Origin of the sequence: Rhodopseudomonas palustris HaA2 (assembly GCF_000013365.1) — a bacterium.
Lineage (GTDB): Bacteria > Pseudomonadota > Alphaproteobacteria > Rhizobiales > Xanthobacteraceae > Rhodopseudomonas > Rhodopseudomonas palustris_J.
This window is the reverse complement of record NC_007778.1, coordinates 1,349,625-1,364,555: the sequence shown is the minus strand read 5'-3', so window position 1 is coordinate 1,364,555 and position 14,931 is coordinate 1,349,625. Positions and strand designations below refer to the sequence as shown.

Sequence of the window (14,931 nt, the reverse complement as noted above, 5' to 3'; positions counted from 1 at the left end):
GGATTCCGGGTTCGCGCCTGTCGGCGCGCCCCGGAATGACTTCGCTGGGAATACAACAGCCGTCATCCTGAGGTGCGAGCAACGCGAGCCTCGAAGGATGGAGACGCGTACCGTGCGGCCATCCTTCGAGGCGCGTCGCAAGGGCGACGCGCACCTCAGGATGACGCTGTCGATGTCGAGAGGTTAGTTCATTGCAATACGGCATCGCCTTCGCGCCTCTCGTTCCGACGCTCGTGCTGTGGGGCGCGCTCGCCGCCATTGCGGTGATCGCGATCGTGCTGCTGCTCGGCCGCTCGCGCGGCGCGTGGGTGCGGATCGCCGCGCTGGCGCTGATTTTGCTGGCGCTGTCGAACCCGTCCTTCACCCGCGAGGAACGCGAGCCGCTGTCATCGGTCGCCGCCGTCGTCGTCGACAAGAGCCCGAGCCAGAATTTCGGCACCCGCGCCGCCGAGGCCGATCAGGCCAAGGAGCAACTCGTCGACCGGCTGAAGCAGCTCAAGGGCGTCGAGGTCCGCGTCGTGGAAGCTGGTCAGGCCGACGGCGAGACCGACGGAACCAAACTGTTCGGCGCTCTCACCTCCGCGCTGTCCGACGTGCCGACCGACCGCGTCGCCGGGGCGTTCCTGATCACCGACGGCCGGGTTCACGACGTCCCGGCCAACGCCGCCGCCCTCGGCTTCCAGGCCCCGGTGCACGCGCTGATCACCGGCCGCAGCAACGAGCGCGACCGCCGCATCGCCATCGTGGCCGCGCCGCGCTTCGGCATCGTCGGCCAGAATCAGACCATCACCTACCGGCTCGACGATCAGGGCATCATCGGCGAGCGCGCCCGCGTCGTCGTCCGCCGCGACGGCGAAGTGCTGAACGAGCGCAGCGTCGCCAGCGGCCAGACCGTCAAGGTCGACGTCGACATCAAGCACGCCGGCGCCAACATCGTCGAGATCGAAGCCTCGCCGGTCGACAACGAATTGACCACGGTGAACAACCGCGCCGTGGTCTCGATCGACGGCGTCCGCGACAAGCTGCGGGTGCTGCTGGTGTCGGGCGAGCCGCATTCCGGCGAGCGCACCTGGCGCAATTTGCTGAAATCCGACGCCAGCGTCGATCTGGTGCACTTCACCATCCTGCGGCCGCCGGAGAAGCAGGACGGCACGCCGATCAACGAGCTGTCGCTGATCGCGTTTCCGACCCGCGAGCTGTTCCAGCAGAAGATCAACGAGTTTCAGCTGATCATCTTCGACCGTTACGCCCGCCAGGGCGTGCTGCCGATCGCGTATTTCGACAATATCGCGCGTTATGTGCGCAATGGCGGCGCGGTGCTGGTGTCGGCCGGCCCGGACTACGCCTCGACCACCTCGATCTGGCGCACACCGCTCGACAGCCTGCTGCCGGCCGAGCCGGTCGGCGTCACCGAGAAGCCGTACACGGCGCAGCTCAGCGATGCCGGCAAACGCCACCCGGTGACGCGCGCGCTGGAGGGCTCGAATTCCGAGCCACCGAAATGGAGCCGCTTCTTCCGCACCATCGACACCCGCAACGCCACCACGCCGCCGCTGATGACCGGCGCCGACAACATGCCGCTGTTGCTGCTGTCACACTACGGCGAGGGCCGCGTCGCGCTGCTGCTCTCCGACCACATCTGGCTGTGGGCGCGCGGCTATGAGGGCGGCGGCCCGCATCTCGATCTGTTGCGGCGGATGTCGCACTGGCTGATGAAGCAGCCCGACCTCGACGAGGAGGCGCTGCGGCTCAGGGTCGAGGGCAAGGATCTGCAGGTGATCCGCCAGACCATGGCCGACAATGTGCCGCCGGTCACCGTCACCTCGCCGTCCGGCCAGACCCGGCAGCTCACCCTCGCCCCGAGCGATCCCGGCATCTGGCGCACGACGCTGCCGGCCGACGAACTCGGCCTTTGGGCCGCGAGCGACGGCACGCTGAAGGCGCTGATCAATGTCGGGCCGGTCAACCCGAAGGAATTCTCCGAAGTCACGTCGACCGCGGAGACGCTGAAGCCGCTGGCGCTGGCGACCGGCGGCGATGCGCGGCGGATCGCCGACGGCGGTAGCGTCGAGCTGCCGCGGATCGTCCCGGTGCAATCCGCGACGCTGTTCCGCGGCGACGGCTGGCTCGGCGTCCGGATGCGCGACGCCAGCGTGGTCCGCGGCGTCGGCGTGTTGCCGGTGTTCACCGGGCTGATCGGTCTGTTGCTGCTGCTCGGCGCGTTCGCGGCGACCTGGCTGCGCGAGGGGCGCTAGCAGCAGCCCGTCGCTGTGAAGCATCGAACCGCTGATGGCCCCTCGGCTTGACGACTGCCCAAAACCGAAGTCTCCTCGCGAGGCGTTTTCGACCTATCGACGATCAGGACGGGGACATTGCGATGTGCCTGCCCAATGATAATTGTCTGTTCGGGGAGGCCAATGTTCAAACTCATGGTGATCTGCTGCGCTCTGCTCGCAGCCCCGTCCGCGCTTTCGGCAACCGAGTTCACCCGCCAGGTGTCATCCGGTAAAAAGGCGCTGATGCGCGCTTACTCGAACTTCAACCTGTCCGATTGCAGCGCGTACAAGGGAACCGTTACGGTCGTCGAGAAACCAAGATACGGGACCCTGTCGACGACGACCGGGCCTTACAAGATCGATATCAATCGATTTACGGGGCAGCGCTCGAAGTGCGCAGGCAAGACGATTTCCGGCCTGAACGTGCTCTACGTCTCCCAGCGCGGCTTCCGAGGCACCGATACCTTCACCCTACGTGCCACCTATCGGGAGGGGATGCTCAGCGCCACTGATCGATACACGGTCGAGGTCAGGTGACGGCTACCAATCCTTGAAGCGGCTGGTGAAAGCTTCGACGTCGATCAGGCCACGGATGTGTTTGCCGTCGCCGATCTTGCGCGCGCCGACCCAGCAGGCGACCGCGAAGCTCACCGTGCGCTGTTCGACCGCCGTGACTTTCGACACCGTCCGCACCGCATGGCCGACCAGCGCCGGCGTCAGATGGCGGATGTCGACGCCGGTGCCGACCGTCACCCAGCCCTGCGGCAACGCCGGATGCACGGCCTCGCCCGAGGCCATTTCCATCTCCAGGATCATCAGCGGAGTGGCGAACACCGCCGGCATATACGGCACGAAATGCTGCACCGTCTGCTCCGGCGTCACAACGATCTGCCGCTCGGCGGTCATGCCGACAGAGATTACATCGCGTGCGTCCATGGGGCTCTTTCAAGAGTTGGCGACGACATCGGGTCCGTCATTGCGAGGAGGCGAAGCCGACGAAGCAATCCAGCTGCGTATTCGGAGCCTCTGGATTGCTTCGCTTCGCTCGCAATGACGGATAGGCTTACTTCGCCTGCGCGGCCTTGCGCTCGACGAAGGTCTTGCCGCCCTTCATCTTGTTGGTGAGCGGCGCCTCGTTGATCTGGATCACCACGTCTTCGGCGGCGACGCCGAGATGCGTCACCAGCGCCTGCGAGATATCGCGCATCATCGCCGCCTTCTGCTCGTCGGTGCGGCCTGCGGCCATGTTGACGGTGATCTCGGGCATCGTGGTGTCTCCCTGTGGTCGCGCGATGAGCGCTGTTGGTTTGTCCTTCTCCCCTTGTGGGAGAAGGTGGCGCGGACGAAGTCCGCGACGGATGAGGGGGACCTGTGATCTCGGTAAAGGCCCTCGACCCCTCACCCCGCTTCGCTTCGCGAAGCGACCCTCTCCCACAAGGGGAGAGGGTTCGACAGCGCGCCGTCCGCCGTCAATTCCAGTCGATGTCGTGCCGCGCCAGAATCCGCCGCACTTCGTCGATCATCCCGAGCTGCGGCACTTTGCGCTGGGCGTCGGCCTGACGCTGCAGATAATCGTCGCGATCCTTGTCCAGAGCGGCGAGTTCGGCGCCGAGGATCAGGTCCTTGACGATCACCTGCGGGCCGTCCGGATCGTTCTTCTCATCGGAGCCCTGGATGATCACGCAAGGCGAGTTGCGCTTGTCGGCGTATTTGAGCTGGTTGCCCATGTTCTTCGGATTGCCGAGATAGAGCTCGGCGCGGATGTCCTCGGCGCGGAGCTGCGACACCATCTTCTGGTAGTCGGCGAGCCGCTCGCGGTCGAACACCGTCACCACCACCGGGCCGGTCGCGGGCCGGGTCCCAAGCTTGCCGATCATCGTCAGCGCCGCCTGCAGCCGCGACACACCGATCGAGAACCCGGTCGCCGGCACCGGCTCGCCGCGGAAGCGCGACACCAGACCATCGTAACGACCGCCGCCGCCGACCGAGCCGAACCGCACCGGGCGCCCCTTTTCGTCCTTGGTCTCGAGCAGCAGTTCGACCTCGTAGACCGGGCCGGTGTAGTATTCGAGGCCTCGGACGACGGAGGGATCGATGACAACGCGCACATTAGGATTTGTGGACGTTGCACCATAGCCGCCAGAATCCAGCAGATCCGAGATTACCGACAGTTCATCGCATCCTTGCTTTAAAGTCTCGTTGTCCGCCGTCGAGCGAAGGAGTTCGACTGTATCAGCATTGCTAACGCCGCCGCTTCCATCGGCATTGAAGCGGCCTGCTATGAAGCTTGGCGAAGTTGCTCTGAGAATCAGCTCAATCTGATCATCACCAAGCATCGCGCCTTTTGTGAAATCGCCTTTGCCTTCTTCGCCACCATCCCAACGTCCCGGCCCCAGAAGCTTCTTGATCTCCTCGGGCGGAAATTTATCCGACTTATCGATAGCCCTCAGCACCGTGAGCCGGCGCCCCGCATTCTCATCCCCGCCAAGGCCAATGGCCTCCAGCACCCCATCCAGCACCTTGCGGTTGTTCACCTTCACCACGTAGCTGCCGCGCGGGATGCCCAACGCTTCCATCGTGTCCGCCGCCATCATGCACATCTCGGCATCGGCGGCCGGCGAGCCGGAGCCCACGGTGTCGGCGTCGAACTGCATGAACTGGCGGAAGCGGCCGGGGCCGGGCTTTTCGTTGCGGAACACCCAGCCGAAACGGTAGCTGCGATAGGGCTTCGGCAGTGCGTCGAAATTTTCGGCGACGTAGCGGGCGAGCGGCGCGGTCAGGTCGTAGCGCAGGCTGATCCATTGCTCGTCGTCGTCCTGCAGCGAGAACACGCCCTCGTTGGGGCGATCCTGGTCGGGCAGGAACTTGCCGAGCGCGTCGGTGTATTCGAACGCCGGGGTCTCGACCGGCTCGAAGCCGTAGCGCTCATAGACCTCGCGGATGGTTTCCACCATCGCGCGCGTCGCCGCGATCTCGGCGGGGCCGCGATCGGTCAGGCCGCGCGGCAGACGGGCGCGCAACTTCTGTGGTTTCTTGGGTTTCTCAGCCATGGTCGCCTTTCCGCTCAGGGCCGGGTTGGTACCAGCCGCCCTGCCGTGCAGCAAGGCTGGGCTGCATGATCCAGCGCAAATCGCGGGCCGGCTGCCTCCGAAAGGGCAGGCCTGGTGCCTCCGGAATGAGCGCGTGCCACCCGCTGCGGATGGAAGCCCCACGCAAATGTGCGGGCTCGCGGCATTTCCGGGGCAACCCGAAGCTGCTAGCCTGCCGCGCCGTTCGAAGTCCACGCCCGCGCATGCACGAGGAGCCTATGTTAGACAAGAGCAAGCCCAATTCCGCCGTCAACGTCCCGAACGACCTCGATGCGTTCTGGATGCCGTTCACGGCGAACCGGGCCTTCAAGCGCGCGCCGAAGATGATCGCGGGCGCCAAGGACATGCACTATTTCACCACGGACGGGCGCAAGATCATCGACGCGGCAGCCGGCATGTGGTGCAGCAACGCCGGGCACGGCCGCCCCCAGATTTCCGCGGCGATTGCCGCCCAGGCCGAGGCGCTGGACTTCTCGCCGCCGTTCCAGTTCGGCCAGCCGAAGGCGTTCGAACTCGCCAGCCGGATCGCGGACCTCGCCCCCGAAGGCCTCGACCACGTGTTCTTCTGCAATTCCGGCTCGGAAGCCGCCGACACCGCGCTGAAGATCGCGATGGCCTGGCAGCAGATCCGCGGCCAGGGCGGCCGCACCCGCTTCATCGGCCGCGAGCGCGGCTATCACGGCGTCGGCTTCGGCGGCACCGCGGTCGGCGGCATCGGCAACAACCGCAAGATGTTCGGCACGCTCTTGAACGGCGTCGACCATCTGCCCGCGACCTATGACCGCGACAAGCAGGCGTTCAGCAAGGGCGAGCCGGAGTACGGCGCGCACTTCGCCGACGCGCTCGAAGGCCTCGTCAATCTGCACGGCGCCAACACCATCGCGGCGGTGATCGTCGAGCCGATGGCCGGCTCCACCGGCGTGCTGCCGCCGCCGAAGGGCTATCTCCAGAAGCTGCGCGAGATCACCAGGAAGCACGGCATCCTGCTGATCTTCGACGAGGTCATCACCGGCTTCGGCCGTCTCGGCCACAGCTTCGCCGCCGAGCGCTACGGCGTCACCCCGGACATGATCACCTTCGCCAAGGGCGTCACCAACGGCGCGGTGCCGATGGGCGGCGTGATCGCCAGCTCCGAGATCCACGACGCCTTCATGAGCGGGCCCGATTACGCGATCGAGCTGTTCCACGGCTACACCTATTCGGCGCATCCCTTGGCCTGCGCGGCCGGCCTCGCCACGCTCGACCTGTATCGCGACGAGAAGCTGTTCGAGAACGCCAAGGCGCTCGAGCCGGTGTTCGCCGACGCGGTGATGTCGCTGAAGTCCGAGCCGAACGTGGTCGATATCCGCACCCTCGGCCTGACCGCCGGCATCGACCTGGCGCCGATGGCGGACGGACCCGGCAAGCGCGGCTTCGAGGCGATGAACTCGGCCTTCCACGACCACGATCTGATGCTGCGGATCGCCGGCGACACCCTGGCCCTGACCCCGCCGCTGATCCTCAACGCGGACCAGATCGGCGAAATCGTCGACAAGGTCGGCCGGGTGATCCGCGCCATCGCCTGACGCTGCCGCCTGGTTCCCCGGTTGCGGCGGACGAATCCTTTGGACTCGTCCGCCGAATCACCAATGATGGCGGGATCGTCAGGAACAGCGGCGCTGGATGATCCGAATCTCGACCATTTTCATCGCCATCTGCATGGCGCTGATCTCCGCGTCGCTGGGCGCGGTGGTGTATGCGCTCGCCGGCTTCAATGCGGTCGAATCCGCGATCGTGGCGCTGGCGACGCTGAGCCTGTTCATTCTGTACAATGCCGTCTCGATCCGGCTGCGCGACCGCTCCGACGCCGGTCACCAGATCGCCGATCTGTCGCGCGGCACCGCGGATCTCGCCCGCCAGATCGCCGAATTCGGCCGCCGGCTCGCTGCGGTCGAAGGCAAAGTGATGGCCGCCAATGCGGCCAGCCAGGACCGCACCCAGGTCGCCATGAACGAGATCGGCGAACTCGGGCTGCTGGTCAAGCAGCTCGCCGCCTCGGTCGCCACCCACGAAGACATGCTGAATTCCGCCGCGACGGGCGCCGCACCGCGCCGGCCGCCGATGCTCGATCCGGAAGCCCGCGTCGAGGATCAGCAGACGGCCCAGCCCGCCGCCGAGCCGCTCGCCCTGACCGAACTGGTCTCGGCCACCGTCACCGCCCTGCCGGCAACGCCGAAGCCGGCGCGTGATCCGGCGCAGGTTCTGGTCGCGGTGAAAACCGCGATCGAGACCGGCCGGCTCGACATCTATCTGCAACCGCTGGTGAGCCTACCGCAACGCAAGGTGCGGTTCTACGAGATCGTGACGCGGCTGCGCGACGGCAACGACCAGATCCTCGCCGCCGGCGAATTTCTCACCGTCGCCGAGACCGCCGGGCTGATGGGCCGGATCGACCATGCGGTGATGCTGCGCGCCGTCCAGGTGCTGCGGCGGCTGATGGTGCGCAACAAGGACGTCGGCGTGTTCGTCAATATCGCCGCCGCGACCCTGTCGGATGCCGAATCGTTCGCCCAGTGCCTCGATTTTCTCGAGGCCAACAAGGCGCTGGCGCCGTCCTTCGTGCTGGAGTTCAAGCAGAGCACGCTGCGCAACCTCGGGCCGCTCGAAACCGAGCACCTCGCGGCGCTGGCGCAACGCGGCTTCCGGTTCTCGATCGACCACGTCACCGATCTGCGGTTCGAGCCGCGCGACCTCGCCGACCGCGGCGTCCGCTTCATCAAGGTTCCGGCGGCGCTGCTGCTCGACCAGCGCGAGCATCCGGTCGCCGACATCCACCCCGCCGATCTGTCCGACCTGCTCGGCCGGTTCGGCATCGATCTGATCGCCGAGCGGATCGAGGGCGAGCGCGCGGTGGTCGACCTGCTTGACTACGATGTGCGGTTTGGGCAGGGGTTCTTGTTCGCAGCGCCCCGTCCGCTGCGCCCCGAGACCGCCCCATCGCCTGCGCCCCCTACTCCCGGCGACAAGGCCAAGCAGGACATCGCCCCTCCGTATGATCCAGGCTCCTCCCCGAAGGGCGAACCCGCCCGGATCGATCCGCCGCGCGCCGCGACCGGCCTCGCGGCGCTCGCGCGCCGTGCCGTCGGCCCGGCCTGACCGCTTTTTCGCATGACCACGCTGCGTTTCGTCGAGCACCTGCGCGAGCTGGTGGGATCGGTCGATGTCGTGCTGAGCGACATCTGGGGCGTCGTGCATAACGGCATGGAATCGTTCCCCGAGGCTTGCGACGCGCTGCGCACCGCGCGCCGGGAAGGCCGTACCGTGGTGCTGATCACCAACGCGCCGCGCCCGGCGGATTCGGTGCAGCGGCAGCTGCGCAAGCTGGACGTGCCCGACGATTGCTACGACGCCATCGTGTCGTCCGGCGACCTCACCCGCGGCTACGTCGCCGAGCATCCCGGCCAGTCGGTGTTCTGGCTCGGCCCGGATCGCGACAATGCGATCTATCGCGGCCTCGACGCGATGCTGACGCCGCTGGACAAGGCCGACTACATCATCTGCACCGGCCCGTTCGACGACGAGACCGAATCCGCCGAGGACTATCGCGCGATGATGGGCGAGGCGCTGGCGCGCAAGCTGACGCTGGTCTGCGCCAATCCCGACATCGTGGTCGAGCGTGGCGACCGGCTGATCTACTGCGCCGGCGCGATCGCCGAACTGTATCGCGAGCTCGGTGGCGAGGTGATCTTCTACGGCAAGCCGCACCGGCCGATCTACGACCGCGCGATGGCGCTCGCGCGCGGACTCCGCGGCGCCGAGACGCCGCTTCCGCGCGTGCTGGCGATCGGCGATTCCGTCCGCACCGACCTCGCCGGCGCGCAGGCCTACGGCATCGATCTGTTGTTCGTCACCCGCGGCATCCATGCCGATGCCTTCGAGGGCATCGACCGGCTCGATGCTGCCGCCGTCGACGAATTGTTCGGCCACCCGCCGCTGGCGCTGACCCGCGAGCTGCGGTGGTAGCAGAAGCTCTCCGCCGTCATTGCCGGGCTTGACCCGGCAATCCATCCGCTTCGGATGAATGGACAATTTCGTGCGTCCGCTTTCGCGGACGATGGATGCGCGGGTCAAGCCCGCGCATGACGCCGTCGCAAACAAAAACGCGCCCCTTGCGGAGCGCGCTCTCGAAACTCGCCGGCTGATGCGTCGCGCTTACGCCGCGACGTGATCCGGGAACACCGCGTCGATCTTGGTCTTCAGCGTCGCCGCGTTGAACGGCTTGACGATGTAATTGTTCACGCCCGCCCGCTTGGCGGCGATCACGTTCTCGGTCTTGGACTCCGCCGTGATCATGATGAACGGCGTCTGCGACAGATTGGGATCGGCGCGGACTTCCTTCAAGAGGTCGTAGCCGGTCATCGGCTCCATGTTCCAGTCCGAGATCACCAGGCCGTACTTCTTGACCCGCATCTTCTCGAGCGCAGCCGAGCCGTCGCTGGCGTCGTCGATATGCTCGAAGCCGAGCTGCTTCAGAAGATTACGAATGATCCGGATCATGGTGCTGTAGTCGTCCACCACCAGGACCGACATTGACAAATCAACCGCCATCTTCAACTCCCAGGGGCACCGCATCGGTGCGCCGAAACGCCCCAACGGTGGGCTAAATTGTGGTTCTCCGAAGGACCCGGCGTTGGACACGCCCGGCCTCATCCGCAGACCAGAACTAGCACCGCTGATTAAACAGCCCGTTAACCGGGGGCGCCGGAGCGAACCCGCCATCGCCGCAGAAACCTCCGAAAAATGCCGACTTTCCCTGCATTTTGGGCATCCGGCACGTCCCCCGTAGTCTTACGGACGCGGCGTAACGGCATCCCGGGATGCAGCCCACGACGCCATGGCGGGTCGGGGCGCCGACTGCTAGGAAAGGCCGATGAATTATCGCCACGCCTTTCACGCCGGCAATTTCGCCGATGTCATCAAGCACATCGTGCTGGCCCGGATCCTCACTTATCTGCAGGAGAAGCCGGCGCCGTTTCGGGTGGTCGACAGCCATGCCGGCGCCGGGCTCTACGACCTCACCAGCGACGAGGCCCGCCGCGGCGGCGAATGGGTCACCGGGATCGCCCGGGTGATGCAGGCGCGGTTCAGCGACGAGGCCGGCGAACTGATCAGGCCCTATCTCGACATCATCCGCGCCTTCAACCCGCAACGCGACCTGACCGCCTATCCCGGATCGCCGCTGATCGCCCGCGCCCTGCTGCGCCCGCAGGACAGTATGGTCGCCAGCGAATTGGAGCCGCTGGCGCGCAAACAGCTGATCAATGCGCTGCGCCGCGACACCCAGGCGCGGGTGGTCGATCTCGACGGCTGGCAGGCGCTGACCGCGTTCGTGCCGCCGAAAGAACGCCGCGGCCTGGTGCTGATCGATCCGTCCTTCGAAAAGAAGGACGAATTCGAGCGATTGGCGCAGGGTTTCAGCACCGCTTACGGGAAATGGCCGACGGGCATCTATCAGTTGTGGTATCCGGTGAAGAACCGACGCGCCACCGACGCGCTGGCCGACCGCGTTGCAACCGTTGCCGCAGCCGGCGGCGACGGCAAGTGTCTGCGGCTGGAATTCAGCGTCGCACCGCAACAGCCGGACGGCGCGCTGACCTCGACCGGACTGCTGGTGGTGAATCCGCCATGGACGCTGGTGTCGGATTTGAGAGTCATCCTTCCTGAGCTGGAAAGACCTCTCGGCCAAGGGGGCGTCAGCCGTTATCGGCTCGAGCTACCTAAGCCCTGACGACTCACGCGCTGATTGGCGCGAAAAGTCGCATTTGGGGCGTAGTCAATCCGCGCAAATCCGTACTATGCTGAGTCATTGGACTGGCTTTACGTTCTGCTTCCGCGAATGGGGGCGGCGGAGTGACAAGGCCGTACTACCTCGGACCTGCGACGATCAGCAGGCCCAGCCTCGGCCGAGCTTTCCGGCAGCGCAACGCCAGGTCGCACCGACGCGCCGGCGCGCGACGGAAAGCATGCGGGAGGAGTTTCCGGAATGCCTAATACGGGAACGGTGAAGTTCTTCAATGGAGAACGCGGCTACGGGTTCATCAAGCCTGATGACGGTGGCCGCGACGTATTTGTTCATATCACTGCGGTCGAGCGTGCCGGCTTGAAGGATCTGACCGAAGGTCAGCGCATTTCATTCGAGGTCGAACCGGACAAAAAGGGCAAAGGCCCCAAGGCGGTCAATCTGGTGATTTCGTAGTTGTTGTCATGGGCTGTGCAAAACTGAACGCAGCCACGACGAACGCGACGGGCTTTGAAGTGACGGCGTAGCGAATACGACGCCGCGGCGCTCGCATGTGCGCGGCCCGACTACGCGGCGCTCCGCCCGACAACCCAGTCCAAAAAAAATCCCGGCCACGAGGGCCGGGAATGTTGATCGCCGAGTTTCTTGCTCGCGAAGGTTTCGTCGCGACGTTTAGAAATGATAGTTGATGCCGGCGCGGATGAGGCCGAAATTGTAGCCGTTCGGGGCGCCGGTGATGAAGAAGTTGTTGGTCGACAGGCTGCCGTAAAGATACTCGACCTTGGCGCTGAGCTTCGGCGCAAAGGCGAATTCGGCGCCGGCGCCGACCGTCCAGCCGGCCGAGGTGTGGCTCTCCGAGGACAGCAGATATTCGCCCTTCAGCTGACCGAAAGCGAGACCGCCGGTTGCGTAGAGCAGAATGTCGTTCATCGCATAGCCGACGCGGCCGCGTGCCGTCCCGAACCAGGGGTTCGAGAATTTGTAGGACGCGAAGGTGTCGTTGGCGGTCGAGAACTGAATATCGCCTTCGAGGCCGAAGACGATGTTGCCGCTCTGCCAATTGTAGCCGCCCTGAACGCCACCGCTGAATCCGGACGGCTTGGTGATGTTGTTGGTGACGTTGCCGAACGCGTAGCCGAGATTGCCGCCCAGATACGGGCCGGCCCAGCTGAAGGCGTTGAGGGGCTGATTCACGGTGTAGGGCGTCCGTGAGCCGTAATAGCCCATATCCGCCGCCTGTGCCGTGGACCCCGTTGCGGCGATTACGGTCGCCGCGGCCATCGCAAGTTTACGCATCTTACTCTCCTCGACGGCAGGGACGCTGCTTGCGCGCGCCGTCCGTCCAGCCCTCGGCCACAAATGGCCGACGAAAAAGCGATCCGGATGGTTACGGATTTCCGCTCTTTTCCGGTAAGATTTATCGAGAGTTTTAAGTTAAGCGGTTGTAAATCGGCTGGCGGTTCCTGATCGCATTCTTAACGAGAGCTTAATTCACGGGGGGTGGCGAAAGATCGTCGCCCCGTGGGATGGCAACGCGATGTGGGTTCCGGCCGCGTGCCGCTGGCACCGACCACGCCGAACGCCTAATTTAGGACCATGAATCACGACCCCGCCGAGACCCGCGACACGGCGGCCGCGCCGCTTGCGGACACCGAATCCCCATCGCCGGTCTCGCCCGAACTAACGCCGCACCCCGCGCCCGCCGCGCAGGACATCGACACCGCGACCGCCGAACTGACGGTGGACGAGGACGACGAGGCACGCCTGCCGGAGATCGAGGACGACAGCGCCGAGGTCGCCGACGGCCCGTTGGCGGTCGGCCGCGCCGCGATCGAGCAGGCGGTCCGGCTGGCGCCGACCTCACCCGGCGTCTACCGCATGCTGAACGCCGCGCACGACGTGCTCTATGTCGGCAAGGCCAAGAACGTGAAGAAGCGGTTGTCGTCCTATGCGCGGCCGACCGGCCACGTGATGCGGATCGCGCGGATGATCGCCGCCACCGTCACCGTCGAGATCATTTCGACGTCGACCGAGACCGAGGCGCTGCTGCTCGAAGCCAATCTGATCAAGCAGCTCCGGCCGCGCTTCAACGTGCTGCTGCGCGACGACAAGTCGTTTCCCTATATCCTGATCACCGGCGACCATTGGGCGCCGCAGATTCTCAAGCATCGCGGCGCGCAGAGCCGCCCAGGGCGCTATTTCGGCCCGTTCGCCTCGGTCGGCGCGGTCAACCGAACCATCACGGCGCTGCAGCGCGCGTTTCTGGTGCGCTCCTGCACCGATTCGTTCTTCGAGAGCCGCACCCGCCCCTGCCTGCTGTATCAAATCCGGCGCTGCTCCGGCCCTTGCACCGGCGAGGTCGATTTTCCCGGCTACACCGAACTGGTGCGCGAGGCGAAAGACTTCCTGTCCGGCCGCAGCCGGGCGGTGAAGCAGGAGCTCGCGGTCGAGATGGAGAAGGCCTCGAACGAGCTCGAATTCGAGACCGCGGCGCTGTATCGCGACCGCCTGGCGGCGCTGTCGGCGATCCAGTCCCAGCAGGGCATCAACCCGCGCACCGTCGAGGAAGCCGACGTGTTCGCGATCTATCAGGAGGGCGGCTATTCCTGCGTCGAAGTGTTCTTCTTCCGCACCGGGCAGAACTGGGGCAACCGCGCCTACTTCCCCCGCGCCGAGAAGTCGTTCACCCCGGAGGAAGTGCTGGCGTCGTTCCTGGCTCAATTCTACGACGACAAGCCGCCACCGAAGCTGATCCTGCTGTCGCACGACATCGAGGACTGCGCGCTGCTGGCCGATGCGCTTTGCATCAAGGCGGACCGCAAGGTCGAGATCTCGACGCCGAAGCGCGGCGAGAAGAAGGAGCTGGTCGCGCACGCGCTGACCAATGCGCGCGAGGCGCTCGGCCGCAAGCTCGCCGACACCGCGACCCAGACGAGACTGCTGCAGGGCCTCGCCACCACGCTGGGACTGCCGAAGCCGCCGCAGCGGATCGAGGTCTACGACAACAGCCACATCCAGGGCACCAACGCGGTCGGCGCGATGATCGTCGCCGGCCCGGACGGCTTCATCAAGAACCAGTACCGCAAGTTCAACATCCGCTCCGAAGGCCTCACCCCGGGCGACGACTACGCGATGATGCGCGAGGTGCTGGAGCGGCGGTTCAAGCGGCTGGCCGCCGCGAAGGCCGAAGGCGAGGCGGCGAAGCCGAACGACGACGAGACTCCGCAATGGCCCGATCTCGTGATCATCGACGGCGGCCGCGGCCAGCTCAACGCCGCGCGCGGCGTGCTGACCGAGCTCGGGCTCGACGCCGAGGTGACGCTGCTCGGCGTCGCCAAGGGGCCGGATCGCGACGCCGGCCGCGAAACGCTGTTCATGCCGGAGCGCGAGGCGATCAAGCTCGAGCCCCGCGACCCGGTGCTGTATTTCATCCAGCGGCTGCGCGACGAGGCGCATCGCTTCGTGATCGGCTCGCACCGCAAGCTGCGCAAGAAGGACATCCGCGAGGCCGGGCTGCAGGAGATTCCCGGCATCGGTCCGTCGCGCAAGCGCGCGCTGTTGCACCATTTCGGCACCCTGAAGGAGATCGAGCGCGCCTCGCTCGGCGACCTCGGCAAGGTTCCTGGGATCAGCGCCGAAAGCGCCCGCCGGATCTTCGATTTCTTTCATCCGGGGCCGGGCTGAAGCCCGACCAAAGTCGTCTGCGGACCGGGCCGATCTGAACCATGCGGATTTCACCTTTTCCTGATACGGATCGGAGGGCGCCTTCGTGGGAGTTGACCTTCCG

The 14,931-nt window shown here is 65.8% G+C and carries 13 protein-coding genes; 8 read left to right on the top strand and 5 right to left on the bottom strand.

Annotated features, from left to right (window positions below; translation table 11 throughout):
* Positions 1-191 precede the first annotated feature (191 nt).
* Positions 192-2,255, top strand: coding sequence for a membrane protein (locus RPB_RS06005; protein WP_011440088.1), 2,064 nt, complete (start codon positions 192-194; stop codon positions 2,253-2,255).
* Between the two features lie 162 nt (positions 2,256-2,417).
* Positions 2,418-2,813 (top strand): hypothetical protein, encoded by a 396-nt coding sequence (locus RPB_RS06000; RefSeq protein ID WP_011440087.1) that lies wholly within the window; start codon positions 2,418-2,420, stop codon positions 2,811-2,813.
* 3 nt (positions 2,814-2,816) lie between these two features.
* Here the strand turns inward: RPB_RS06000 and RPB_RS05995 are convergent, their stop codons facing one another.
* From RPB_RS05995 to hisS, 3 genes are all read right to left on the bottom strand, one after another.
* Entirely contained in the window at positions 2,817-3,212 is a 396-nt protein-coding gene (locus tag RPB_RS05995; protein WP_011440086.1) for a thioesterase family protein, read from the bottom strand.
* 127 nt (positions 3,213-3,339) lie between these two features.
* The gene (locus RPB_RS05990; protein ID WP_011440085.1) at positions 3,340-3,543 is read right to left on the bottom strand and encodes a tautomerase family protein; all 204 of its coding nucleotides are present in this window, start codon (positions 3,541-3,543) and stop codon (positions 3,340-3,342) included.
* Between the two features lie 202 nt (positions 3,544-3,745).
* Positions 3,746-5,326 (bottom strand): histidine--tRNA ligase, encoded by a 1,581-nt coding sequence (gene hisS, locus RPB_RS05985; RefSeq protein WP_011440084.1) that lies wholly within the window; start codon positions 5,324-5,326, stop codon positions 3,746-3,748.
* A 257-nt stretch (positions 5,327-5,583) separates the two neighbouring features.
* On the opposite strand from hisS, the gene RPB_RS05980 reads away from it, so the two are divergent.
* The 3 genes from RPB_RS05980 to RPB_RS05970 all read left to right on the top strand — a co-directional run bounded on the left by RPB_RS05980 (position 5,584) and on the right by RPB_RS05970 (position 9,367).
* Positions 5,584-6,930 (top strand): aspartate aminotransferase family protein, encoded by a 1,347-nt coding sequence (locus tag RPB_RS05980; RefSeq protein ID WP_011440083.1) that lies wholly within the window; start codon positions 5,584-5,586, stop codon positions 6,928-6,930.
* Positions 6,931-7,027: 97 nt separating this feature from the next.
* Positions 7,028-8,500: an EAL domain-containing protein gene (locus RPB_RS05975; protein ID WP_011440082.1), complete on the top strand. Its 1,473-nt coding sequence runs from the start codon at positions 7,028-7,030 to the stop codon at positions 8,498-8,500.
* A 12-nt stretch (positions 8,501-8,512) separates the two neighbouring features.
* Entirely contained in the window at positions 8,513-9,367 is an 855-nt protein-coding gene (locus RPB_RS05970) for a TIGR01459 family HAD-type hydrolase (protein ID WP_011440081.1), read from the top strand.
* A 189-nt stretch (positions 9,368-9,556) separates the two neighbouring features.
* On the opposite strand, the gene RPB_RS05965 is transcribed toward RPB_RS05970, so the two are convergent.
* Entirely contained in the window at positions 9,557-9,952 is a 396-nt protein-coding gene (locus RPB_RS05965) for a response regulator (RefSeq protein WP_011440080.1), read from the bottom strand.
* 322 nt (positions 9,953-10,274) lie between these two features.
* Between RPB_RS05965 and RPB_RS05960 the strand changes: the two genes are divergently transcribed.
* Both RPB_RS05960 and RPB_RS05955 read left to right on the top strand, forming a co-directional pair.
* On the top strand, positions 10,275-11,132 hold the full coding sequence (locus RPB_RS05960) for a 23S rRNA (adenine(2030)-N(6))-methyltransferase RlmJ (protein ID WP_011440079.1): 858 nt from the start codon (positions 10,275-10,277) through the stop codon (positions 11,130-11,132).
* A gap of 255 nt (positions 11,133-11,387) precedes the next feature.
* Positions 11,388-11,600, top strand: a complete 213-nt coding sequence (locus RPB_RS05955; RefSeq protein ID WP_011440078.1) for a cold-shock protein — start codon at positions 11,388-11,390, stop codon at positions 11,598-11,600.
* Positions 11,601-11,816: 216 nt separating this feature from the next.
* Here RPB_RS05955 and RPB_RS05950 read toward each other — a convergent pair whose 3' ends face one another.
* On the bottom strand, positions 11,817-12,440 hold the full coding sequence (locus RPB_RS05950) for an outer membrane protein (protein WP_011440077.1): 624 nt from the start codon (positions 12,438-12,440) through the stop codon (positions 11,817-11,819).
* Positions 12,441-12,740: 300 nt separating this feature from the next.
* Between RPB_RS05950 and uvrC the strand changes: the two genes are divergently transcribed.
* The gene (gene uvrC / locus RPB_RS05945; RefSeq protein ID WP_011440076.1) at positions 12,741-14,828 is read left to right on the top strand and encodes an excinuclease ABC subunit UvrC; all 2,088 of its coding nucleotides are present in this window, start codon (positions 12,741-12,743) and stop codon (positions 14,826-14,828) included.
* The last annotated feature ends 103 nt before the right edge of the window (positions 14,829-14,931 follow it).